This is a genomic window from Acinetobacter sp. MB5, from assembly GCF_003261585.1.
In the GTDB taxonomy this organism is placed as follows: Bacteria; Pseudomonadota; Gammaproteobacteria; order Pseudomonadales; family Moraxellaceae; genus Acinetobacter.
The window spans coordinates 13,953-37,619 of record NZ_POVU01000013.1 but is presented as its reverse complement, the minus strand read 5'-3'; the positions used below and the strand labels follow the sequence as shown (position 1 = coordinate 37,619).

Below are 23,667 nucleotides of genomic sequence, written 5' to 3'. Positions count from 1 at the left end.
TAGGTTATGAGCCTAAGCAGCATATTTTTGATCAAGATCAATCAAAGCCTGAGATGTCTGACGCAATTCGTAGAGTAATTGTCCAAGCAGACAATCTTTACCCGTTAATGTAACGAGCACCATCGAATGTTGACTAGGAATTGCAGTTAAAAAAGCTTTGCCGTTTTCAGCATCAAGCGTCACAGATTGACAGCCAGTGAGTTGAATCTCTTTTAAAAATGCGGCGATCATGGCTAAAATTGAACTACTTACAGCTGCAATTTTACTGCCGTTAGCCATATTTCGTTTGTACACACTAGTGATTTCAAAACCATCACTTGAGCAGAGCATCACATATTGCACGCCAGAAACTGAACTTAAAAGTTGTTGAAGCTGATCGTTGGCATTTTGAACGAATTCACTCGATACTTTACGGGAGAGAGGTGTAGTAAAATCACTATTGAGCATAAAAAAAGCCTCTGAAAAATAAATTAAGTAAAATTCACTTCGGTGTTTGCAACCATTGCTTCCACAAGAAGCAGGACATCATCTTGTAGACGAGCATCAATAAAAAATAATGGGTAGTTAATGTTCTGTTGTTCTAGCCATTCACGATAAATAAGAGTTGGGCGTTCGATTTTTTTGTCAACATGGGTAATACCAATCACAATATTTTGGTTGGTATTACGAAATGCCGAAAGATAATGTGCTAAGTCTTCAAGAGGATTTTCTACTTGGTGATCGATCAGTACTATACTGCCAATAGCGCCTTGGCAAATTACAGACCAGATAAAATCAAAGCGATCTTGTCCTGGTGTTCCGTATAAGCCAACTTTAATGCCATCGCTTAATGTAATTTCACCATATTCAATGCCAACAGTTGTATGTGATTTCACATGAGCTTGGGCGTCGGTATTGACTGCTTCACTTCCCACAACTTCAATCTCAGATAAAGCGCGAATTGCTGTCGACTTACCTGAACCCATTGTACCGCCAAAAACGATTTTGTATTGCTGTAATATCATATAAGAACTCACTATAAGCCTAAGCGGCGACGCAGTTTCCCAAAGAATTTTTTCATTAACCCCGAATCTTCAGAGGATGCTTGCTGGGCAGGATATTTCACCTGATTTTTATGAATAATGGTTCCCATACCCACAGCGCGTGCTGACGATACAAATTGAATTACGCGATCAACGGAAAGACCTAAGCGCTCAGCTACAGTAATAATATTTGCACCTTGAGCAAAACATGCAGACATTCGCATGATATCGTAGCGATCCTGTTTGCTTTCAGGTTGTGGCCATTGCTTGAGATAAAAGCAGTCCTGAGCTTTCACAAAGTGATGAAATGTAGGAGAACGCCATAATAAATTCCATAGCCAGTTTTTTAAATCCTGACGCTGAATATCATTGAATGCGTGGCGATCATTCATCGTTGCATACACTGTATTTAGACTGTCATCAGTTTTATGGGTGATTTTGTCACGAGAAACCCATACCCATTGATTACGTGGGTCAACCATAGCAAGAATTCCATGTTGGTCGAATACTTGTATGTTGCCATTCTCAGGGTTCAAAACCTCTTGGACAATCATATATAAATCTTGACTGCTGATTTCAGTTTGAATATGAGCTGAATTCGATGACTGAACTTCGGTAGTAATAGGTTCTTCAGACAACCAATTTTTGAGTGAATTTGTATCTGAAAGAGGTAAATACAAAATATTATCTTCAATTTTCCCATGTTTGGTTGCATGGGTAATGAGGCGTAATAATCTTATATTTTGGTTCTTAATTAGCTTCTGAATGCTCGGAGCATCGAAAAACATATCATTGACCATTAATACCTGAAGTTTTGGATCGGCAATATTTGTCCAGTTAATCAGCGTATCTTTTGGGAGCAGGTTTTCAATAACCAATTTAATTTCACTAAGTACTTTTAAACTTAGTCCAAAAATAGCGATATTGAGAGATTGTTGTGCAAAATGCATATCTATACCCATCAAATATTAATAGTGTGATAGGAGGCCTGAAGCAAACAATCAAAATTGACCGATTGTCTGCATCCAGACCATCAGTCTTGAAGCAGTTATGAAAAATCTAATTCTTTCTCAAAAGTTTTTAGTTCGTGTCGTGCCATTGCTAAATTAGATTTACCACGTTCTAAAACTAAATATAAAAACAGACTTTGATTTGAATCTAATGGACGAATTAAATGATATTGTTTACCCAGAGTAATCAAAATATCTTCAATGTGATCGTTTAAACCTAATGATTTAGCCACTTTACGTTTTGATTTTAAAACTTCGGTATTTCCTGCTGCTGCAAGCTCCAAATCAATGCCAGACCCCTGTGTTGCTAATGCTAGGCCACTATCACAATCAACCAATGCAGATGCAACAAAACCATCAATTTCAGTAAGAGAAGATAAAGAAACTTTTGCCATATAATGAATACCGTTTATGAATTTTAGGAAGTTTGTTAATTAGTATTATTTATATAAAAATAAAGAAAGCAATTAAATATTTGTATCCACCATTAAAGATAAACCCATGATTTTTATATGTGATTTCCATAAATCATGATTATTTTTAAATAATTTTGAATGTAATTTATTCAATTTAACTGTTTTAATTATCTATATTTTTTGTGAATTTTCACAGTAAAACGTAATCAGTTGTCTATATATTTCTATGATATATAATCAATAATTATTTAATTACAAGTTGTTTTATTTTCAGAATTGCTAATAAGTTTACATAAATTAACGTTAAAGTGTATTTGCTGATTTTTATAAATTTCTTTAGATTTCGAAGTTTTTTATAAATGGTTTTATCAATTGAAAGGTCTTGCTTATTAAAAAAAACAATAAGTGTGATTTATGTCACATTAATCTGGGTTTTTTGGGAGATTAGGATTAAAAATAATGCAAATGATAATATTTCTTATTTTATTATAAGGTAATACTTTGATTTAAAAACTTAAAACGAATATTTATTTTTGATAAAATATTTATTTGTTTTTTCATATATATGAAATAGCATATATGTTTTCTAAAGAAAGATGGTAAATTTTGATGTTATAAATGAAATATTGGAATTAATGTGAATGCTTAACATTATGCTTTTATATAAAATATGTATTCGATGTGATTTATTTCTCTTTTCATTTTTAATTTGTATAGTTGTTCTATATTTTTTTTTGATAATGTATGTTATTTAGTTTTATACTTTTTACTGTTAGATTTCAATTAATCGATGTGTAATGCGACCAAGAAAATTTATTGATTCATTTAATTTAGATTTAAAGAAGCTAATTCTTGGTTTGGCTGCATTCAGTGTTTTTAGCTTATTTGTGGTTTCTTTAGTTGTCAGTTATTACGTTCAGAAGAAAAAACTGATACAAAATTCCTTAGCAGTCAATTTAGAATATGCAGAAAAAATAGCCGATGGTACAAATAGCCATTTCATGATTATGCAACGTGAGTTGGCATATAGTGCAAAAATTCTGGGAGAAAATTTTAATCATCCTGATGTATTACAGGACGAAGTTCATCGTTTGAAATATCAATCAAATTATTTTAATAACGTGTTAATTGGTGATACACAAGGCCATTTTATTTCTTATGCACCAAAAAATTTAAAGATTAATAAAAATACGGTAAATCGGACTTTAGGTGTAAATTTATCTTTACAAAGAAAGGTACCTGTTATTACTTCACCTTATTATTCTGTCACTGGGCATCTGGTAATTTTTATGTCTTGCCCTATCTTTGATGATCAGAAAAAATATTTAGGGTTTGTGGGGGCGTCTATCTATTTAAAGCAAGATAATATTCTTAACCAGATGTTTGCTAATAAATATGATTATAAAAATAGTTATATGTATGTAATGGATAGTTCAAAACGCATTATTTTTCATCCAAATGCAGCACGGATAGGTAAGATTGTGAAAAATAATACAGGCTTAAATACCATTATTCACAATGAAACAGGAAAAATTCGTTTAGTCAATAGTTTAGGCATCGATAATTTGGCAGGCTTCGCCCGAATTCCAGCCACGCAATGGATTGTGGTATCTGAGCAGCCAACCCATGAGCTTCTCGCTCAGGCAAACAAAATTATTTATAAATTAATATTTGGCATGTCTTTATTTTATATCATTATTTTTTTGATTATTGGACGAATTGCATATTTGATTTCTAATCCGCTTTCCGATTTGGCAAAAATGGCGAGTAATCTTAATAATCCAGAAATAGATGAAAAAATTAAGCAAGTTGAACCATGGTTTGTTGAAGTTCTGAAATTTAAGATATCGCTGTTGCTCAGTTCTCAATATTTTAAAGAAACGATTAGCAAGCTGAATTATGACGTCAATACTGACCCATTGACTGGATTGTATAATCGTCGTGGTATGGATTTATTTATTGATGATTTGATGAAAACCAATACTGAATTCTCGGTTATTTTTATTGATATTGACCACTTTAAAAAGATTAATGATAGCTTTGGACACGACCAAGGCGATATTGTGCTTAAAGAACTTGCAGCATTTATTAAGTCGAGTTTTCGCAGTGATGATGTCTGTTGCAGGATTGGAGGGGAGGAGTTTGTTGTGCTTTGCCCAATCTTTGACACTGATTTTAGTTATTCTTTAGCAGAAGATCTCCGAAAAAATTTAGAAAGCAAACAAATGGAGGCAATCGGTTCAATTACCGTGTCTATTGGGATAGCGTATTGGCCTTTAAGTGCAAAAGAAGTTGAAGCAGTCTTTAAAATTGCCGATGAAAATTTGTATCGTGCCAAGAATGAAGGCCGAAATTGTATTCGCATGTAAAGGTGAAAAGCAGCTTTTTATGCGCTAAAAGCTGCGGCACATCTCACTGATGAGATTGAGAAAAGCAGTTAAAATCACTGAGTCATGATTTTTTAAGTACAAACAGCTTAGTTCAATGTCCTGTAATTCAAGCGATTGCAATGGTCAATATCTGATAAACGTAAATTTGATGTAGATTCGGTGGTAATACATAAACCAAACCGACTGGCGACCAGTGCCATTGAAGTCATGACAGAGCTGTGCTCGGTAACTTTTATAAGAGATGGCTTGTTTACTTTTTGTTTATCCTTTCAAATTAAAAAAATTAGTCATGTAAACGAACGGTAGTCGATACTTTTTTGGATATTAGTGATCAAGAATCACATAGTAAATACTTTCTTTTAGAACTCTTAGGAATATATTGAATTTTTGTATTATATGGTTTTATTGTTGATTTCTATTGAATAAACAAGGATTGAAAGTGTGGTTTAATATACTCAGTGCTCTAAGTAATTCGTTGATAATTTCATTCGGCAGACCTAGCAATGAGTAAATTAAATAAAAATACAGCATAGCAATGGGCTTAAAAATAATTTAGATCGTGCGAAAAGTTAGGTAATGAAGAAATGCACAAAAAATTAAATTAAAAAAAGCCATCATTAAGATGGCTTTTATGATCAAGCAAAGTTGATTATTTGCTTACACTGCGCAATTCAAAACGCTGAATTTTACCCACAATTAAGGTATAGCAAATAATCGCAACAATGGCATGGATGCCCACATAAACCAATGCAAGGTTAAATGAATTGGTGGTTGCCAAGATATAACCAATGACGATTGGTGTAACGATACCTGCGGTATTTCCAAAAGCATTCATCATCCCACCTGATAAACCCACCATTTGTTTGGGTGCAACATCCGACATGACTGCCCATCCCAAAGAACCAACCCCTTTGCCAAAGAACGACAATGACATAAAGAAGATAATTGCAGTTTGTGAGTCGACGTAGTTACACACCACAATTGAAGTAGATAGTAAGAAGCCAAGAACAATCGGAAGTTTACGTGCCAAAGTGAGTGAATAACCCATACGAATCAGGCGATCCGAAATAATTCCCCCTAAAATACCGCCGATGAATCCACACAAGGCAGGCGCAACCGCAGCAAAACCTGCTTTTAAAATACTTAAGTGGCGTTCTTTGACCAGATATACAGGGAACCAAGTTAAGAAGAAATAAGTTAAGCAGTTGACACAATATTGTCCGAAGAAAATCCCAAGCATCATCCGTGAGCTCAAAATCTGTTTAACTTCAGCCCAAGTGGTCTTTTTACGCTGAGTATTATTTTCTCCCATATCTGTTAACGCGCCTTCGGCTTCCAGATAGGCAAGTTCTTCAGGGTTTACAGTCGGGTGCTGCTTCGGACTATAAATGACTTTGAGCCAAACCAAAGACAAGATAATGCCTAAACTTCCCATCACCCAGAAGATGGATTGCCAACTCATTGTGCCGACTAACCACCCCATGAGAGGAGCAAAAATGACAGTGGAAAAGTAAGACGATGCATTAAAAATTGCCGCAGCTGTACCGCGTTCTTTGGTTGGGAACCATGCCGCAGTCACGCTACTGTTACCTGGAAAAGCAGGTGATTCGGCTAAGCCCACTAAAAAGCGCAATAGAAATAAGGCGCTAATGACCATGCCTGTATTACCAAGGAAATGGACAAAACCAATGGAGATGGTGAAGATTGACCAGAGGAAGATACTCCAGAAGTAAACGCGTCTAGCGCCAAATTTATCGAGTAACCAGCCACCCGGTAATTGTCCAATTACATAAGCCCAAGCAAATGCAGAGAAAATATAGCCCATCGTGATTGAGCTAATGCCCAGCTCTTGAGTCATTGGTGCTGCCGCCATGGACAGTGTGGCTCGATCTCCATAGTTGAGTGCAGTGATAATAAAGATCATCGCTAAAATGTAATAGCGTGTCTTGGTATGGGTTGCCACTTTGACTTTTCTGCTTGTCGCAGCAAGGGTACTACCCGAAGGTTGCTGTGTATTTTCCATAATAAATACTCTGTCATTGAGCCCTTAGCGGTTAAGATCTAAGGCGACATCATGTCGATCGGGTATGCTTCTCCATCCATCTTGGATAAGCATACGGTTGTTATATGATGTATGACATCTTATAGCTTAAATTAAGTGAAGCACAAGCAAAATTTATGTAAAAATTAAAAACAAGGATAAAAACGCAATATTGGCTTGACATGTTGTATGATGTCTTATAAGTTTAACCGTAGAACAAAGACAGAAATGTGTACTAAGGAGTGGTATATGCGTGATACGCCTATTGTGAAATCGGTCAAAGCGATCCCTGTTGCAGGGCATGACAGTATGTTATTGAATCTGAGTGGTGCGCATGGCCCATATTTTACCCGTAATATTATTGTGATTGAAGATAATGCGGGCAATATTGGCGTGGGCGAGGTGCCAGGCGGTGAAAAAATCCTCAGTACCATGCGTGATGCAATCCCTTTGGTTGTTGGGCAGCCGATTGGGCAGTACAAAAATATTCTGAAAAATATTCAGCAACGTTTTTCTGACCGAGATCAGGAAGGGCGAGGACTACAAACTTTTGATTTACGTACCACGATTCATGTCGTCACCGCTTATGAAGCAGCACTGCTAGACTTACTTGGTCAACATTTGGATGTTAATGTGGCAAGCCTATTGGGTGAAGGGCAGCAACGTAGTGAAGTCGAGGTGTTGGGATATCTGTTCTTTATTGGGGATCGTCGTCAGACCAATTTGGATTATCTACCTGCTGAACATGCTAAACATGACTGGTATCAAGTTCGTCATGAAGCTGCAATGACCCCTGCTAAAATTCAGGCCTTGGCTGAAGCCAGCTATGAACGCTATGGCTTTAAAGATTTCAAACTGAAAGGTGGTGTGCTACACGGGGAACAAGAAGCCGAAGCCGTGACCGCGATTGCTCGTCGCTTTCCAGATGCGCGTGTGACGTTAGATCCGAACGGAGCTTGGGAACTCGATGAGGCGATTTCACTGGCGAAACATCTAAAAGGTGTGCTGGCGTATGCAGAAGACCCATGTGGTGCGGAAAAAGGGTTTTCTAGCCGTGAGATTATGGCCGAATTTAAACGTGCGACAGGTTTGCCAACTGCAACCAATATGATTGCCACAGACTGGCGTGAGATGTCACACAGCATTCAATTGCAATCGGTTGATATTCCTTTGGCTGATCCACATTTCTGGACTATGGATGGTTCGGTTCGCGTGTCTCAACTTTGCCAAATGTACAATTTGACATGGGGTTCACATTCAAATAACCATTTTGATATTTCACTGGCGATGTTTACCCATGTCGCAGCCGCAGCAGTGGGTAAAGTCACAGCGATTGATACGCACTGGATTTGGCAGGAAGGCATTGATCATTTGACCAAAGAGCCGTTAGAAATTCGTGATGGTAAAATTCAAGTTCCGAGCAAAGCAGGCCTCGGTGTGGAGTTAGATTGGGATAATCTCTATAAAGCCCATGAACTCTATAACAAGAAAGGTCTCGGGGCACGTAATGATGCCGAGGCGATGCAATTCCTCATTCCAAACTGGACATTTAACAATAAAAAACCGTGCCTTGTGCGCTCATAATTTTGTAGCAAAGCACTTTGTTTCACACATGCCTGTGTGAGGTGAAGTGCTGCTCAAATAATCATAAGGAGTATGATTATGTCGACAACAATGGCGAAGCCTCAAGGTTCAAGTAAGGTTCGTTACCTGATTTTATTGATGATTTTTGTCATCACCGTGATTAATTATGCAGACCGTTCCACCCTTTCGCTTACGGGAACCACCATTTCGCATGAGTTCGGACTCAGCCCGAAAGAATTAGGCGTTATTTTTTCAGCCTTTGGCTGGGCGTATGCGATTGGGCAAATTCCAGGAGGCTGGTTTCTCGATCGCTTCGGTTCAAAAATTGTCTATGGTAGCAGTCTATTTTTATGGTCGTTGTGTACCTTTTGCCAAGGTTTAATTGGGAATACTTTCCATTTTGTCTCGCTGATTTTTACCTTTTTCTTTTTCCGCTTCATGTTAGGTTTGGTCGAGTCACCTGCCTTTCCTGCCAATAGCCGTGTGGTTGCGACATGGTTTCCCACCAAAGAGCGTGGCTTGGCATCTTCAGCGTTTAACTCGGCGCAGTATTTTGGCACGATTATTTTTGCACCGATTATGGGTTGGTTGGTCACGAAATATTCTTGGCACTACGTCTATTTTTTCATGGGGGGACTCGGCTTTATTTTGGTGATGATTTGGGCTGCTGTAGAGCTAAATCCACTGAAAAATAAACGTGTCAGTGCCACAGAGCTAGAACATATGCGTGCAGGCGGGGCATTGATTGATTTAGATCAGAAAAAACCTGTCGTAGAACAGCCAAAAAATAAAGCCTCGCAGTGGGAAATTCTTAAAGTTTTACTGACCAATCGCATGTTGCTTGGCGTGTATATTGGACAATACTGTATTACCGCACTCAGTTACTTCTTTATTACATGGTTCCCGATTTACCTGATCAAAGGTCGTGGTATGTCGATCATGGAAGCGGGCATGGTCGCTGCAATTCCTGCCATCTGTGGATTTTCAGGCGGTATGTTGGGTGGCATTGTTTCGGATATTCTGATTCGTAGAGGCTTTTCCAATACCGTTGCCCGTAAGATTCCATTTACCTTGGGCATGTTCTTTGCAACCACACTGGTATTTTGTAATTTTGTCGATGCCAAGTGGGTTGTGATTATGCTGATGGCATTTGCTTTCTTTGGCAAAGGTTTGGCTGCGATTGGCTGGGCAGTCATTGCAGATACCGCACCGAAAGAAGCGATTGGTTTAACAGGTGGTGTGTTTAACGGTTTAGGCAATATCGCAGGTATTATTACTCCGCTTGTGATTGGTTATATTGTCGATGCCACTGGGTCTTTTTCAGGTGCTTTATACTTTGTTGCCGCACATTCTCTGTTGGCCATGTTTAGTTATTTAGTGATTGTTGGCCCAATTCAACGGATTCAAATTAAAACAGGAACATAAGACATGAGCGAAAAAATTGATGTAGAAATTCTAATGCTTGGCCCACAAATCGATATGTATGTACAAGAAGTCGAACAACATTTCACGACGGTGCATAAACTTTGGAAAATGGAAAATCCAAGTGAATTTTTACAACAACATGGGCATAAATTTACGGCACTGGCCACCAGTGGTGGAGTTGGGGCAAAGCAAGACCTGATTGATGCTTTACCGAATCTGAAAATTATTGCCAGTTCAGGTGTGGGCTATGATTCGATTGCTGTGGATTATGCCAAAAGTAAAAATATTATCGTGACCAATACGCCAGATGTCCTCAATGATTGTGTTGCTGATACAGGCATGATGCTGATGTATGCGGTGGCGCGTCAGTTGATTCGTGCAGATCGTTTTGTGCGTGAGGGTCAATGGGCAAAAGGTGCCTACCCACTGACCACCAGTTTAGGCAATAAAGTTTGCGGTATTTTGGGGATGGGTAACATCGGTAAAGAGGTTGCCAAGCGTGCCGAAGCCTGTGGAATGCAGATTATCTACCATAACCGTAAGCCTAAAGCTGGTTCTCGCTATGAATATGTTGCCAGTGTCGAAGAGCTCGCAGAGAAATCAGATTTTCTGGTGCTTGCCTTGCCAAGCACGGCAGCAACCCAGCACATCATTACCACGGATATTTTGCAGCGCTTGGGTAAAACAGGTTTTCTAATCAATATTGCCCGTGGTTCTGTGGTGGATGAAGATGCCTTAATTGCAGCTTTAGAACAGGGTGTGATTGCAGGGGCAGGTCTGGATGTTTACGCACATGAGCCGTGTAGTGAAAGTCCGTTATTTGCTTTAGAAAACGTGGTGCTGACACCGCATTATGCCAGTGGCACACGTGAAACACGCAAAGCCATGGGCGATCTGGCCTGTGCAAATCTGGTGAAATATTTTACTGAGAACCAAGTCATTACCGCAGTTTAATCGGCTTTTGCTGCGTGATAAGCACGCAGCAAAATCTCCTCGTTGAATAAGGAAAAATGGGCAATGCACACTACAGCACCGAGTCAGAGTCAGACTGCACGCGCAATTTTTTATTTACTCAGCGCTGCCTTGCTCTTTTCAATTATGGGCATTTGTGTGCGCTATGCCTCTTTAACAGTTGATTATTACACCACGGTTTTTTTCCGAAATGTGGTCGGTATGCTGATCTTTATTCCGATGCTATTTCAAAAAGGGCTGGGATTTTTTAAGACCGATAAATTGTGGATGCATACTTGGCGTAGTGTGATTGGGCTCACATCTATGTATGCCTTTTTTTATGCGCTCGCGCATTTAAAACTGTCCAATGCGATGGTATTTAGTTATTCATCGCCCATTTTTATTCCGCTGATCGCATGGTTATTTTTAAAAGAGAAAATTACCAAAGCAGCAATTTTAGCTGCCTGTATTGGTTTATTTGGTGTTCTATTGGTTGCCAAACCCGATACAGGCATGCTGAGCGTCATGTCATTGGTGGGTTTACTGGCAAGTTTCTGCTCAGCGATGGCATTTGTCACCGTGAGAGCACTGACCGATACTGAACCTGTCGAACGAATTGTGTTTTACTTTTGCCTGATTGGTTCGGGAATTTCAGCCATTCCTGCACTGTGGCACTGGCGAGGGCTTCATTGGCATGAATTGGGTTTACTGATTGCAGCAGGTTTACTCGCCAATATTAGTCAGTTGTGTATGTCAAAAGCGTATAGCCTTGCCCCTGCAAGTCAAATTGGCCCTGTGAATTATGTTGCGATTATATTTGCAGGCATTTGGGGCTATGTATTTTGGCATGAACTGCCTGACCGAATCAGCTTATATGGCTGTAGTCTGATTCTGATTTCGATGTTGCTTTGTCAACTTCGTATAAAATCGCAGAAACAACTACCAACAACATGAAAGCTAGCTCTATGATCATACAAAGGATTTGGTCAGTCGAATTGAGTTCATGTTATAATTGGCATTCCCTGTCTGCTTTGAACGTGTGAGAAAGATGATCGATTCAACAATCCAGAAAACGCATAAAACGAAAAACCATCAAAAGTTAAGTCATGCGATTGTTGAACAGTTGATTCAGCAGATTCAAAGTGGGAGTTATGCGGTTGGCGATAAAATTCCAACCGAACTTGAGTTGATTGAACAATTTGAAGTCAGCCGCTCGGTGATTCGAGAAGCGATTACTGAACTGCGCTCTTTAGGTTTCGTTGAAACTCGTCACGGTATTGGGACATTTGTGAAAGAGCAGGAAGGCGAGCAGAACTTCTTGCTTTCAAATGCGAGTCTAGAAACCATTAATGACATTATTGCCTTACTTGAACTGCGCATCAGCTTGGAAACCGAAGCCGTTTTTCTTGCAGCAGAGCGTCGCCAACAGGTGCATATTGATAAAATGCAGGCAGCATTGGATGATTTTAAAAAACATATTTCTTCCGATGTGATTGATGGAACTGTACAAGCAGACTACCGTTTCCATATTGCGATTGCCGAAGCATCAAATAACCAGTATTTTGTTGATTTCTTAAAATATTTAGGTGAAAAAATTATTCCACGTGCACGTGTCCGTTCCATTGAACTCAATCCGAATGCACGTCAGGAATATCTGGAAAATGTGCACCTCGAACATTTAAATATCTTGAAAGCGATTATTGAACAGGATGGTGCTTTAGCCCGTCAAATGATGCGTGCGCATTTATCAAAAAGCATTAAAAAATTTAAAGGCTAATCCGAGCGATTTTTAGAGACTTTTCTCTGACTGAACATGAACTTTATTCCCAAAAAACTCACCGCTTTCCTGTATGAAACACGTCAGGAAGGCTTTATGGTGTGTTTAATTTTCTTTTGTGCTGCATTGATTGGTTGTTTTGTCGATCAGCAACAATTTTTCCCACAGCAGGTGAGCAAGCAACATTTCTCAGATGATGTCCATCTGCGCTACGGCAAAAATTATCGGGAACGCCAACTATTTTTTACCCAGAATAAAACCGTACAAATTTTTAAATGTAATAGCTTTCAAACGGATGTCTGTACTCAAAACTTCCCGATTCGCTTGAGCTATATGAAATACAGCACGATTCTGTGCCAGCGAAATGATGAGAAGGCGTATTGGAATGCGCGTCAGGCCTGTATCAATATTATTTATGAACTTTATGGGACGACAGCCGCTGGTCATCAAGTGGTCATTAAAAATGATCAGGTATTTGTTCAAAAATATATCCAACGTTTGGACATTGCACACAATATCCTGATTGGGTTGTTCGCGACGATTTTTATAGCTGGTGGTTTATATCTGTGGTTTCTCATGTATTTCAGATTTACACAGAAGCGATTCTTTGCTTAGCACTTGGCGCTAGACATACCGCCAAGTGCTATAAAAAACATTAAAAATTTAAAGCGTTGCTTCTAACTCTAAACGGTGATTCCATTTTTTAAGATATCGTCCCAATTATTTAGCGGAAAATGCTGATGCTCATCTCAGATTAAGCTCAATCTGTTGCCACATTTGTACCGGGTTGGAATACATTGGGAAATGCCCACAATATTCAATTTCAGCAAGTTGTACGCCTTGTGCCTGAATAAATTCTAAATAACTTAAATGGCGGTTGGTGACACCATACATAAACATTTTTGGGCAAGGAAGGTTTAAAAACTGATCCATTAGCAATCCAGAATCAGATAGTCTCACCATCGAACTAAACACAGGTTTGATGGATGTCGGATTGACCTTAAGCTTGAGATTGGCTGCATAGAGTGCCGCAGCAGGGTCATAAGACACGCGAACCCGTTCGATAAATTGTTCCAGAAATACCTGAGGATCATCGGTTGGGAATTGCACAATTTGGCGGCTTAAAAAACAATCTTCTGGGGCAATATTACCTTCAATATCGGTAAAACTCAGCACGCGCTTTGGCAACTCATGTGCCAGTTGCAAGGCTGTCAAGCCGCCCATGGAGTGTCCAACGACATGAAATTGATCAATCTCATAATGTGCCAAAACTGATTTTGCGGTACTGACCAGAAACTCAATGCTGAGTTGTTCGGGGGATGCACAAAACGACTGGGCAAAACCTGGAGCATCGTAGGCAATAAAGTCATAGTCATTGAGCGCAGCATAGTAACTGATATTGGCATAGTCTTCCTTGCTTGAACCAAAGCCATGCAAGAACAAAATGACATTTTTCTTTTGACGAAGTCGGTGAATAACGGAAAGTTTGAGATCAACACCATTCACATTTAAATCAATTGCTTGCTGCTGAAAATTAATAAACTGTGTCATCATAACGCCCAAATACAAGAATCCAGACAACATACTGATAAACATGTCTGAAGTATAATTTTTATCAGCTAAAGATAAGATAGCCAAAAGCTATCATGTTGATAGTTCAACCCCAAACTGGGCTTTGACCAAATCCAGCGCTGCGAAAATTGCAGGATTGGTATTGCGTTTATGCCAAGCTACTGCTGCGGTGACCACTTCGATTTCTTCTTGCAATGCAATACACACCACATTTTCAGGGGCGATTTTTTGCATGGATGCAGGGACAAGGGCAATGCCTTGACCGCAACTGACAAATGCCACTTGGGTGGAAACCGAATGAACTTCATGCAAAATACGAGGCGAAAAACCTTGTGCATTGCACACGGACACAATGCTATCAAAATAAATCGGGCTAAACTTTCGTGAGAACATCACAAAAATTTCTTCGGCCAATTGCTTTAACTGAATTTCGGTTTGGTTCGCCAAGACATGCTGCTTCGGTAACATTACCGTGAGTCGATCTTGGGTCAGTTTCACGGCATTCAAATTGCTACCGACATCGCCTTGCAAACGGGCAAAAGCCAAATCTATTTCCCCTGATTCCAGCATTGGCGTGGCATCGGCACTGTCAATTTCCTTGACCAAAATGGTTAAATCAGGATGAGCAGCTCGCAATTGATCCAGCAAATGAGGAAGGACTTCGAACATGGCGGTGGCAATTGCGCCAATGGTTAACACCCCATTTTGTCCCTGAATCGCCTCTGTGACTGCAAATTCAAGTTGTTGCATTTGCTCAGCAAATTTCTTTACCGCAGGGTAGATGGCTTGTCCAATGGGTGTGAGCTGTGCGCCCCGTTTGGATCGGGTAAACAGTTTGACTTTTAATGCATTTTCAAGAATCTGAATGTGTTCGGTCAGTGGTGGTTGCGTCATCCCCAGACGTTTGGCTGCCCGCCCAAAATGTTGTTCTTCGGCAACAACAAGAAATAGCCAGAGATGGCGCATCAATCGAAAATTAATCATGGTCTATCCATAGCTTAAACCTATTATAAGCTTATTGTTTTCCGAATAGACAGTAAACATTTCTCGGCATAAATTGATTAAAAATTGAAAATGAGGACTCTCATGATAGATCAAGATTTGCTTGAACGTTTGGCCGCACTAGATACCACGACGGTTTCCGATGCACTGGATTTCCTGAATTTGGCAGGGGCAACAGTGGGGATTGTACCACTCTGGAATTGTCCCAAAGTCGTGGGGCGTGCCAGTACTGTACAACTTGGCCCGAAAAAGGAAGCCGCTCCAACTGTGCATTTAATCACACCTGTGGTTGCAGAAATAACCACCCATGATCGTGTACTCATGATCGCAGGTGGCATCGAGGGTATTTCTTGCTGGGGTGATATTTTAGCCAATGCAGCGAAGCAGAAACAGGTTCGCGCCACGTTAATTGATGGTTATAGCCGAGATATCGAAGCCAATGAACAGCTCGCATACCCAGTATATGGTCGTGGTGTCACCATGATCAGTGCCCGTAACCGTGTGGTGCAATACGATGCAGGACAACCGATTCAGTTTGCAGGGGTAACGGTACATCAGGATGACTATGTCATCGCGGATCGCTGTGGAACAGTGATTGTACCGCAGCAACAGATCAGTAAAGTGCTGGATTTGGCAGAGCGCATTCAGCGTCGTCAAGATGGCATGGTCGAAGCAGTGAAAGCAGGTCGTTCGGTTGAAGAAGTCATGCATGATCAACAATTTGAAGCCATTAAAGTTGAGGAGTCGCTATGAGTCTGAGTGATCAAAATCTGGTGGCGTTATTTAAAGGTCTAGACACGCCAGGTATTAGTGATGCGATGGACAAGCTGGGTATTCCGGGACAATGTTTCGGCATTATGCCTTTAGACAATTATCGTGAACCGATTATTGGGCCAGCCTTCACCGTGCAGTATGTGACCAGTGCACAACCTTCAGGCTCAGTGGGGGATTTTATTGATGATGTCGCAGAAGGCGATGTGATTGTGATTGACAATCAAGGGCGTACCGATTGTACCGTTTGGGGCGACATCATGACCCAATATGCAGGGATTCGTCATATCGCAGCAACGGTGATTGATGGGGTTTGCCGTGATGTGTCTAAAGCACTTGGTGATGGGTATCCCGTGTTTAGCCGTGGACGCTTTATGCGGACAGGCAAAGACCGTGTACAAGTGGCTGCGGTTAACCAACCTGTCTCGATTGGTCAGGCTCGTGTTTGTGACCGAGATATCGTGATTGCAGATGCCAGTGGTGTGGTAGTTGTTCCGCGCGCCCGTGCTGAACAGGTCGCGCAAGTGGCACGTCAGATTGAAGATGTTGAAGCGCATATCCGTACTGCCATTAGTGCTGGAAAAACTTTGGGACAAGCCCGTGAAGAACTGGGTTATCACCTGTTACAACGTAAGGATGAAACAGCATGAGTCAAGATCTTTATCAAGCTGCAATTGAATATGGTTCATCGACCATTTATGAAGCATCAGGTTTAGACAGTGCCGTGGATCGTGCGATCCATGCTGTATGGCAAGGTGCAGCCGTTGCAGGGCCAGCCTACACTGTGCATTGTGCACCAGGTGATAACCTTGCGATTCATATTGCTATGGAAAAAGCACCCGCAGGCAGTGTTTTGGTGGTGGCTACCAATGATCATGTCGCGGGTTACTGGGGTGAAGTACTCACCTGTATGGCACAAGCACGTGGTCTGGCAGGGCTCATCATTGATGGAGGTGTGAGAGATATTGCAGCATTACGCCGACGTCAGTTTCCTGTGTTTAGTCGTGGCATTACTGTCAAAGGCACGATTAAGGACAGCGTATTTTCAGTGGGTCAGGAGATGGCATTTGGCGGAATCCGTGTTTCAACAGGGGATTTGGTCGTTGCCGATGAAGATGGGGTAGTGTTTATTCCACAAGCAGCCATTGAAGCAACCTTGGACAGTGCCAAGCAGCGTTTTGAAAAAGAAGCTGCATGGATGCAGCAGCTTGAAGCAGGCAAATCTACCTTGGAACTGATGAATCTTATTGAATGGAGAAAACAGGCATGAGTCAGGAACAACGATTAAACCAGTTTCTGGCACAGGCTAAACCTTCAGCGACCTATAAAATGATTGATCGTGTAGCCGAAAAACGGGCTACAGGGGCAAAAATTATTTCACTCAGTGCGGGTGAACCTGATTTTGATACTCCAGAGCATGTACGCCAAGCAGCGATTGACGCCATTCAGACAGGGCATACCCGTTATACTCAAGTGGCAGGTTTACGTCAGTTACGTGAAGCGATTGCGGAGAAATTCCGTCATGAAAATCAGTTGAGCCATGTGACATGGCAAGACACAATTGTCTGTAATGGCGGAAAGCAAGTGCTTTACAATGCACTGGCAGCCACGCTCAACCCAGACGATGAAGTGATTATTCCTGCACCGTATTGGGTGAGCTATCCTGAAATGGTACAACTCACGGGTGCGCGTTCAGTGATTGTGACCTGTACCGAAGAATACGGTTTTAAACTGACACCTGAGCAACTTGAACAAGCGATTACTCCGAAAACTCGCTGGATTATTCTCAATTCGCCATCGAATCCGACAGGAGCAGTATATAGTAAGGCTGAGTTACAGGCGCTGGCTGAAGTGTTGTTAAAATACCCGCATGTATTGATCTTATCTGATGATATTTATGAACATCTGACCTTTGATCAGCAAGCATTTTATACCATCGCTCAAGTTGAACCCCGTCTGGTTGAACGCACCTTAACCATGAATGGTGTATCCAAAGCCTATGCCATGACGGGCTGGCGAATTGGTTTTGCCACAGGGCCGAAGTGGTTATTAAATGCAATGGAAAAATTGCAAGGTCAGCAAACCTCAGGGGCGAGTTCAATTTCTCAACATGCAGCTTGGGCTGCGTTGAGCGGTTCACAAAACTTTGTTCATGAAACCAATGCTGTGTTTGAAAAGCGTCGTGACCTGATGGTGAAATTACTCAATGACACACCGTATTTGCACTGTCAAAAACCTGAAGGCGCATTTTATGCATTTGTGAATTGTGCAGGATTGATTGGACGAATCTCTGCGCAAGGCCAACCACTAAATAGTGATGAAGATGTCGCACTTGCCTTGCTGGATGAAGCTAATGTAGCTGTGGTTCAAGGTAGTGCTTTTGGATTGGCACCATATTTTCGGATTGCCTATGCGCTGGATGATGCATCATTGATCCAAGCTTGTGAAGCCATAAAAGCCTTTTGCCAAGCAACGACAGTTTAGATTAAGTCACAACAGCATCAGAACTCTTGAGTTTTGATGCTGTTTCTCAATCATTGCAATATCTACGAAGGTTTAGATTCTGCTGAATCTAAACCTTAATGATGTTTATATTTCTTCGTTATGCAGTTCATTACTTTGCATAAAATGGGCCATACTGAACTGTCCTGAAATCATTTCCTGCAAATGATTTTGAATCATTTCATTCAGATCTTTTTGAGATTGTGCATCGACATTCATAAGCTGAAGTTGCTGTTTTAAATGTTGTTTTAACTCAGTTAAGTTCTGTTGCTCATATTTAAATGCGTAAATATAGCCTAAGACAGCACCATGAATGAGTGCATCACAAGGCAAATGGTGTTTTAGATTATAGGTAATCGATGCAAAAACTCGCTCGTTTGCCTGAAGTTTACGTAAAGGATCTCGTCCCACACGCTCACACGGATCTTTATAGGCAAACTCACAAGAATTTAAAAAACTATGCGCCAAACGATCTAGCTCTTTGGCACGCTGTGGCATCTGATGAGACAAACCCTGTTTGACCTCAAGTACCAATTGTTCAACATATTGTCGAATGCGAGGATCTCCCATCGCCACGCCAATGGTGGTGTGTCCCAATAAACTGGCATACCATGCTGCAATGGCATGTACGCCATTCCACAAACGGTTTTTAATGGTTTGAATATCTGAAATTTGATCGACCAAGACCACTTGCCTCATTTTCCCGAGGAGAGGGCTGTTATTTTCGACATAAATTGGCATATCAATTTCAGCATTGAACAAGATTAAATCCATGTTTTGTAGCACATGACTCGGCTGAAAGTTTTGTCGCATTTCTTCAATATATGCAGTAGCTTGCTGTTCCTGCGCTGGATTCAATCTGGTTGCATCTTCAATATTGATTTGATTGCTGTCATCAGTAACTTGAGCCTGTTTGAAAATATTGTATTTGATTGAAAGTTGACGATATAAATTTTGATCGGTCAGCTTGGAGACCATGCGATTCACCACGGTATCGCAAAAATGATGCTGAGCTAAAATCTGATCGGTAATTTTGGCATTGGTCAGTTGTAGCAAGGCTTTACGCACTTGAGTCAGTAGGACTTTTTTTGCATTGATATTATTTAAAATAATCAACAGGGTTAAAGGCTCAGTGACTTGTTCGCCCTGAGCAATATAGCGGGCATATAAACCTTGCGCGATTGCTTCACTTTCGGTTTCGATGGCATTTTCAGGTAAACAAATTGCGACCAGTGAAGACTCGATATACATCTCTTGGATGTGCTGGATATTTTCTGCATCAATAATAGAAATATTTTCAATGCGTTCGTCATAAGACAGTTGCCCATAACGAATGCAATAGGTACCGAAAGCATTCACGGCTAGACGATAAAGTGGATTTCGAGTTGAGGCATAAATACGTTTCGGGCGTGTATATCCGTCCCAATGCGATAAAATCTGTGCAATATAGCCACCACCAATTGCCCCAAAACCATGAATACCAACAGTTAACTGATTGAGGGTTTGGGGAAATGCTTCCTGTACAGCAGGCATGTCTAAATCGGCTGTAAATGGATTGAGATACTCTAAATAGTCATACATGCTTTCAAAGTAGTGGTCGGCATGTGCAAGCATACTTTGATTGGGTTCTTTAATATCTTTGAACAAAATGCAAATTCCACCTGCATCATGTGCAGAACGAATGCCATTTTCAGAATCTTCGAACATTAAACATTGATGTGGTGCAAGATTAATTTTCTCTGCCGCACTTAGAAAAATTTCGGGATGTGGTTTGCCTTGTTCAACTTCATCGCCACACACCAGCACATCAAAAAACTTATAGATATTGGCGTTGATCAAATATTCTTCGGCAATCGCTCGACGGCTTGAGGTCGCAACCGCCATACGCAGTCCCGATTTGCGTAGACGTTCTAAAACCTGTAATAAGCCTTTTTTGATGGGAACACCAAACTGACGGACTGCTTCTAATTCAAGTTCATCGGCACGTTTACGAATTTCAGCGTAGGGAATATCTTCTGCATATTCATGTTGTGCCAGTCGATGAGCACTACTGGCACTTAACCCCAAACAAGCCATCAAATAAGAATCAGAAAATTCTATACCGATGAATTCTTGTGATGCCTGTTTCAGTGTTTGAAACCGCAAACGCTCAGTATCAAACATTGTTCCATCCATATCAAAAATAGCACCGTAAACGACATCATTTTTAAATTTAAGCATCTAGCCCTTATTCCTTAGCGTTTTTATATCAGCCTACAGAAAAAATGACAGGAAAGGATAGATGTTAAGTTATGAAACAAAATTGGTTAAAAAATAACCAAAAAATAAGATTATAAGTTTTTTTTGTGTTTTATTTATAGTTTTATATGTATGGACTGTAACTCTGATGCCTGCAAGATGATTTTTGTATTGTTAGCCAACTCTAAACGCTACTTATAACTTCCTCTTCCTTTGTCGATTCTTCCTTTTCTTTCTGGCTGGTGGCATAGGAGAAATAATTTTACCAGTGCCTAGACCTCTGAGATAATTGATCAGATAAATCATAAAAGTTAAAAAATAGAAAAATGGAAGGATAAGAAATAAGTTAATGAATATTTCACCTAAAATGATGCCTAATTTAAAATGATACAAAAGATAAAATGTCTCTTTCTTATAAGATTTAAAAGAAATATTTTCAGCCTGATTATGTAAGAAAATGAAAAAACAGAGCATAGTCAAAACGCAGACCATTAAGATGATCTTAAAGATGATAATTTTTCGCCAAGGATACTGATCTGAAGGTCGAAATACACTTTGAAAAGATAGTTTAAAAAATTCCTGTTGAAATTCCCTCTCTAGACCAAATTTCTGTACCAATAAGTAAAACAAGTAACTACCTAGAAAAATTATAAAAATAGTTGTGTAGAGGTTAGAAAGCACGGTGAAAAATGGGAGTGGGCCATTTATACCAACGGTAATATGCAAATTTTCAGTGATATAGCGATAAATAGTATCTTGCCATACAGTTTCAGGATATGCTGGAAATAACAATACAGGGGGTATAAAGAGAATAAGCAATAGGATACACAGAAGAATATTTTGCTTTCGATATTTATATTTAAGATTTGAGATCATTTTTTATGAAGTGCTGTCGATTTAATTTTCATCAAAATAGATTTGAAGAATATAAAATTATAAAAATAAGATGATTTTTTAGCGCGATATACTAACACTTAAGCCATGCGATAAAAAGATCATCAAATCAGCTTTCTTCTAGCATGAATTAAAATCAGCATGAAATGCTGGGCATATTTTTGTCATGCTGCATTTTGTGGCTATTCATCATTTAGAGAAACTAGAGATGTGGAATAAATAAAAATTGAATTTTAATGCAGGATAGTGAGCCTTGCGTATGGATAGGATTCGGAGCAGGTAAAGCAAAAGTACATGTCAAAGTCGATTGGATTAAGAAATAACATCATCAAAAATCGCTGTGCTGACAGCAGCATTCATATTTTTCAACCGATGTGTTCTTTAAGTGACATTTCTCTGACCGAGCCTCGTCAATTTGGCGCACAAAAACAGCGATTTTTCATAAAGCGCACCTGAAATGAGCAAAATAGTATTACTTAAAGTGAAAATAGTAATACTAAATTGGCATGTCCTTTGCATCTACACAAATAAGAAAAAGTGATCTAGGGTTCCGATACAGCAGTGTATGACTGGACCGAGAGTTCACGGTTCCTAGCGAACTACACGGAGGGATAAAAGCCCGGGAGGAAGTCAAAACTATCCGACAGGAGTGGCTATGAACACGATAAATTATCATAACAATCAAGCAATTTGGTCTGAACTTTTACCAGGAGGACACCACTGGTCAGGCCGTATTCAAAAAGGCACGATCTTGCAGTTTCAGTCACTTGCTGCACATGCCAATGTGTCCTTATTCTGTGTCAATGCTGCCGATAAACTTGAACGATTTAATATGCCAGACACTTTAAAAGGTCAACATACGGCATTTCTTAAAGATTCACATGTCTTGTATTCAGACTTAGGGCGCGTGATGGCATCAATTGTTCACGATGATCATGGCTGGAACGATGTGATTTGTGGCCCAAGCCGACCTGAACAGATTGCACAAAAATTTGGAACGCGTACTTTCCAAGATGCACGCAATGACATGTACCAAAATGGCTTGGACAGCTTGCTGGTCGAAATGAGCAAATATTCACTTGGACAAGCCGATTTAAGTGCAACGCTAAACCTATTTTCAAAAGTGACCCCGAATGATGAGGGGAAACTGTCTTATGTCGAGTCTGACAATACTGATCAAATCATTGAAATCCGTTTTGACATGGATTGTCTAGTTTTCCTTTCTGCTGCACCTCATGCTTTGGATGGTGCAGAGTGCTATCAACCTGCCGATGTGCAAATGAAATTGTTTAAAGCGTTGCCTTTAAATGAAACCGACATTTGCCGAGATTCATGCCCACAAAACCAACGTGCATTTGCGAATAATGCCCGTTATTACGCACTTGAAAATACATACTAAATTGGCAGGGGATACCGAAATGACAAGTTTACAATCGTTTGAAAAATCAGTACTCAATGAAGTTTGCCCTGCTGGCGAAGCATGGATGTGTGAAGTCAAAAAAGGGCAATATTTCCGAATTATTGACCTCGAAGGCAACCAAGCTGTTGATACCTTATTTATTAGCGCAGAAGATCCAAACGAACGCTACAGTGCAACAGATACTTTGGCCATCAACCAGCATATTTACCTTGAAAAAGGTACAACGTTATACAGCAATTTAGGTCGCCCGTTGGCGGTGATTCACGATGATAACTGTGGTCGCCATGACACCTTGGGTGGGGCGTGTTCGTGTGAAAGTAATACGGTTCGTTATGCACACGATAAATACCCGATGCACAGTTGCCGTAATAACTTTATGTATGCGTTGGCGAAACATCCGATTGCACACAAATATGCGCTGAATGTGCGTCATATTGGCCCGAATATTAATTTCTTTATGAATGTGCCTGTCACCGCTGATGGTCAGCTTAAATTTGATGATGGTATTTCTGCACCGGGGAAATACGTTGAAATTCAGGCAGAAATGGATTTAATCGTGCTGATTTCCAATTGCCCACAGTTAAATAATCCTTGTAATGCCTATAACCCAACCAAAATTCAACTGGTTGTGCATGAAGCGGATGAGGTGTAA

General features: G+C 40.2%; 21 protein-coding genes and 1 riboswitch. Of the genes, 13 read left to right on the top strand and 8 right to left on the bottom strand.

Annotation, left to right across the window (positions count from 1 at the left end):
- Positions 1–12: 12 nt before the first annotated feature.
- The 4 genes from C1A47_RS13450 to C1A47_RS13435 form a co-directional block, all read right to left on the bottom strand.
- Positions 13–447: a roadblock/LC7 domain-containing protein gene (locus tag C1A47_RS13450; RefSeq protein ID WP_111895538.1), complete on the bottom strand. Its 435-nt coding sequence runs from the start codon at positions 445–447 to the stop codon at positions 13–15.
- 23 nt (positions 448–470) lie between these two features.
- The gene (locus tag C1A47_RS13445; RefSeq protein ID WP_111895537.1) at positions 471–1,004 is read right to left on the bottom strand and encodes a GTP-binding protein; all 534 of its coding nucleotides are present in this window, start codon (positions 1,002–1,004) and stop codon (positions 471–473) included.
- 11 nt (positions 1,005–1,015) lie between these two features.
- The gene (locus tag C1A47_RS13440) at positions 1,016–1,972 is read right to left on the bottom strand and encodes a hypothetical protein (protein ID WP_111895536.1); all 957 of its coding nucleotides are present in this window, start codon (positions 1,970–1,972) and stop codon (positions 1,016–1,018) included.
- 98 nt (positions 1,973–2,070) lie between these two features.
- A complete protein-coding gene (locus C1A47_RS13435; protein WP_111895535.1) occupies positions 2,071–2,427 on the bottom strand; it encodes a roadblock/LC7 domain-containing protein in 357 nt (118 codons plus the stop codon).
- 818 nt (positions 2,428–3,245) lie between these two features.
- Between C1A47_RS13435 and C1A47_RS13430 the strand changes: the two genes are divergently transcribed.
- Positions 3,246–4,817 carry a sensor domain-containing diguanylate cyclase gene (locus C1A47_RS13430; RefSeq protein WP_111895534.1) on the top strand — a complete coding sequence of 524 codons (1,572 nt, stop codon included), beginning with the start codon at positions 3,246–3,248 and terminating at the stop codon, positions 4,815–4,817.
- Between the two features lie 670 nt (positions 4,818–5,487).
- On the opposite strand, the gene C1A47_RS13425 is transcribed toward C1A47_RS13430, so the two are convergent.
- On the bottom strand, positions 5,488–6,762 hold the full coding sequence (locus tag C1A47_RS13425) for an MFS transporter (RefSeq protein WP_319921968.1): 1,275 nt from the start codon (positions 6,760–6,762) through the stop codon (positions 5,488–5,490).
- A 366-nt stretch (positions 6,763–7,128) separates the two neighbouring features.
- Between C1A47_RS13425 and gudD the strand changes: the two genes are divergently transcribed.
- The 6 genes from gudD to C1A47_RS13395 all read left to right on the top strand — a co-directional run bounded on the left by gudD (position 7,129) and on the right by C1A47_RS13395 (position 13,231).
- On the top strand, positions 7,129–8,463 hold the full coding sequence (gudD, locus tag C1A47_RS13420) for a glucarate dehydratase (protein ID WP_111895532.1): 1,335 nt from the start codon (positions 7,129–7,131) through the stop codon (positions 8,461–8,463).
- A gap of 78 nt (positions 8,464–8,541) precedes the next feature.
- Positions 8,542–9,888: an MFS transporter gene (locus tag C1A47_RS13415; RefSeq protein ID WP_319921967.1), complete on the top strand. Its 1,347-nt coding sequence runs from the start codon at positions 8,542–8,544 to the stop codon at positions 9,886–9,888.
- 3 nt (positions 9,889–9,891) lie between these two features.
- Positions 9,892–10,842: a 2-hydroxyacid dehydrogenase gene (locus C1A47_RS13410; protein ID WP_111895530.1), complete on the top strand. Its 951-nt coding sequence runs from the start codon at positions 9,892–9,894 to the stop codon at positions 10,840–10,842.
- 63 nt (positions 10,843–10,905) lie between these two features.
- A complete protein-coding gene (locus C1A47_RS13405; RefSeq protein WP_111895529.1) occupies positions 10,906–11,793 on the top strand; it encodes a DMT family transporter in 888 nt (295 codons plus the stop codon).
- A gap of 94 nt (positions 11,794–11,887) precedes the next feature.
- Positions 11,888–12,616 (top strand): FadR/GntR family transcriptional regulator, encoded by a 729-nt coding sequence (locus tag C1A47_RS13400; RefSeq protein ID WP_111895528.1) that lies wholly within the window; start codon positions 11,888–11,890, stop codon positions 12,614–12,616.
- Positions 12,617–12,652: 36 nt separating this feature from the next.
- A complete protein-coding gene (locus tag C1A47_RS13395) occupies positions 12,653–13,231 on the top strand; it encodes a hypothetical protein (protein ID WP_111895527.1) in 579 nt (192 codons plus the stop codon).
- Positions 13,232–13,360: 129 nt separating this feature from the next.
- Here C1A47_RS13395 and C1A47_RS13390 read toward each other — a convergent pair whose 3' ends face one another.
- On the bottom strand, positions 13,361–14,254 hold the full coding sequence (locus C1A47_RS13390) for an alpha/beta fold hydrolase (RefSeq protein WP_264756269.1): 894 nt from the start codon (positions 14,252–14,254) through the stop codon (positions 13,361–13,363).
- Between the two features lie 6 nt (positions 14,255–14,260).
- On the bottom strand, positions 14,261–15,172 hold the full coding sequence (locus C1A47_RS13385) for a LysR family transcriptional regulator (protein ID WP_111895526.1): 912 nt from the start codon (positions 15,170–15,172) through the stop codon (positions 14,261–14,263).
- A 102-nt stretch (positions 15,173–15,274) separates the two neighbouring features.
- On the opposite strand from C1A47_RS13385, the gene C1A47_RS13380 reads away from it, so the two are divergent.
- The 4 genes from C1A47_RS13380 to C1A47_RS13365 are packed head-to-tail and all read left to right on the top strand — an operon-like array spanning position 15,275 to position 18,445.
- Entirely contained in the window at positions 15,275–15,943 is a 669-nt protein-coding gene (locus C1A47_RS13380; RefSeq protein WP_111895525.1) for an RraA family protein, read from the top strand.
- Complete coding sequence (locus C1A47_RS13375; RefSeq protein ID WP_111895524.1) at positions 15,940–16,611, top strand: RraA family protein; 672 nt, start codon at positions 15,940–15,942, stop codon at positions 16,609–16,611. The genes C1A47_RS13380 and C1A47_RS13375 overlap by 4 nt, the downstream gene beginning before the upstream one ends.
- Positions 16,608–17,231: an RraA family protein gene (locus C1A47_RS13370; RefSeq protein ID WP_111895523.1), complete on the top strand. Its 624-nt coding sequence runs from the start codon at positions 16,608–16,610 to the stop codon at positions 17,229–17,231. The genes C1A47_RS13375 and C1A47_RS13370 overlap by 4 nt, the downstream gene beginning before the upstream one ends.
- A complete protein-coding gene (locus tag C1A47_RS13365) occupies positions 17,228–18,445 on the top strand; it encodes a pyridoxal phosphate-dependent aminotransferase (protein WP_111895522.1) in 1,218 nt (405 codons plus the stop codon). Before C1A47_RS13370 ends, C1A47_RS13365 begins: the two co-directional genes overlap by 4 nt.
- Positions 18,446–18,550: 105 nt before the next feature.
- Here C1A47_RS13365 and mtlD read toward each other — a convergent pair whose 3' ends face one another.
- On the bottom strand, positions 18,551–20,683 hold the full coding sequence (mtlD, locus tag C1A47_RS13360; protein WP_111895521.1) for a bifunctional mannitol-1-phosphate dehydrogenase/phosphatase: 2,133 nt from the start codon (positions 20,681–20,683) through the stop codon (positions 18,551–18,553).
- A gap of 1,443 nt (positions 20,684–22,126) precedes the next feature.
- Positions 22,127–22,223, top strand: a riboswitch (guanidine-I (ykkC/yxkD leader).
- 27 nt (positions 22,224–22,250) lie between these two features.
- On the opposite strand from mtlD, the gene C1A47_RS13350 reads away from it, so the two are divergent.
- Entirely contained in the window at positions 22,251–22,994 is a 744-nt protein-coding gene (locus C1A47_RS13350) for an urea amidolyase associated protein UAAP1 (protein ID WP_111895519.1), read from the top strand.
- 19 nt (positions 22,995–23,013) lie between these two features.
- Positions 23,014–23,667, top strand: coding sequence for an urea amidolyase associated protein UAAP2 (locus C1A47_RS13345; RefSeq protein ID WP_111895518.1), 654 nt, complete (start codon positions 23,014–23,016; stop codon positions 23,665–23,667).

Excerpts from the sequence above, each read along its gene's own strand:
- C1A47_RS13395 (WP_111895527.1), top strand. The coding sequence starts at position 12,653 with ATGAACTTTATTCCCAAAAAACTCACCGCTTTCCTGTATGAAACACGT.
- C1A47_RS13365 (WP_111895522.1), top strand. The coding sequence starts at position 17,228 with ATGAGTCAGGAACAACGATTAAACCAGTTTCTGGCACAGGCTAAACCT.
- C1A47_RS13435 (WP_111895535.1), bottom strand. The coding sequence starts at position 2,427 with ATGGCAAAAGTTTCTTTATCTTCTCTTACTGAAATTGATGGTTTTGTT.
- C1A47_RS13385 (WP_111895526.1), bottom strand. The coding sequence starts at position 15,172 with ATGATTAATTTTCGATTGATGCGCCATCTCTGGCTATTTCTTGTTGTT.
- C1A47_RS13375 (WP_111895524.1), top strand. The coding sequence starts at position 15,940 with ATGAGTCTGAGTGATCAAAATCTGGTGGCGTTATTTAAAGGTCTAGAC.
- C1A47_RS13400 (WP_111895528.1), top strand. The coding sequence starts at position 11,888 with ATGATCGATTCAACAATCCAGAAAACGCATAAAACGAAAAACCATCAA.
- gudD (WP_111895532.1), top strand. The coding sequence starts at position 7,129 with ATGCGTGATACGCCTATTGTGAAATCGGTCAAAGCGATCCCTGTTGCA.
- C1A47_RS13445 (WP_111895537.1), bottom strand. The coding sequence starts at position 1,004 with ATGATATTACAGCAATACAAAATCGTTTTTGGCGGTACAATGGGTTCA.
- mtlD (WP_111895521.1), bottom strand. The coding sequence starts at position 20,683 with ATGCTTAAATTTAAAAATGATGTCGTTTACGGTGCTATTTTTGATATG.
- C1A47_RS13425 (WP_319921968.1), bottom strand. The coding sequence starts at position 6,762 with ATGATCTTTATTATCACTGCACTCAACTATGGAGATCGAGCCACACTG.
- C1A47_RS13380 (WP_111895525.1), top strand. The coding sequence starts at position 15,275 with ATGATAGATCAAGATTTGCTTGAACGTTTGGCCGCACTAGATACCACG.
- C1A47_RS13405 (WP_111895529.1), top strand. The coding sequence starts at position 10,906 with ATGCACACTACAGCACCGAGTCAGAGTCAGACTGCACGCGCAATTTTT.
- C1A47_RS13430 (WP_111895534.1), top strand. The coding sequence starts at position 3,246 with ATGCGACCAAGAAAATTTATTGATTCATTTAATTTAGATTTAAAGAAG.
- C1A47_RS13350 (WP_111895519.1), top strand. The coding sequence starts at position 22,251 with ATGAACACGATAAATTATCATAACAATCAAGCAATTTGGTCTGAACTT.
- C1A47_RS13410 (WP_111895530.1), top strand. The coding sequence starts at position 9,892 with ATGAGCGAAAAAATTGATGTAGAAATTCTAATGCTTGGCCCACAAATC.
- C1A47_RS13415 (WP_319921967.1), top strand. The coding sequence starts at position 8,542 with ATGTCGACAACAATGGCGAAGCCTCAAGGTTCAAGTAAGGTTCGTTAC.
- C1A47_RS13450 (WP_111895538.1), bottom strand. The coding sequence starts at position 447 with ATGCTCAATAGTGATTTTACTACACCTCTCTCCCGTAAAGTATCGAGT.
- C1A47_RS13440 (WP_111895536.1), bottom strand. The coding sequence starts at position 1,972 with ATGCATTTTGCACAACAATCTCTCAATATCGCTATTTTTGGACTAAGT.
- C1A47_RS13370 (WP_111895523.1), top strand. The coding sequence starts at position 16,608 with ATGAGTCAAGATCTTTATCAAGCTGCAATTGAATATGGTTCATCGACC.
- C1A47_RS13345 (WP_111895518.1), top strand. The coding sequence starts at position 23,014 with ATGACAAGTTTACAATCGTTTGAAAAATCAGTACTCAATGAAGTTTGC.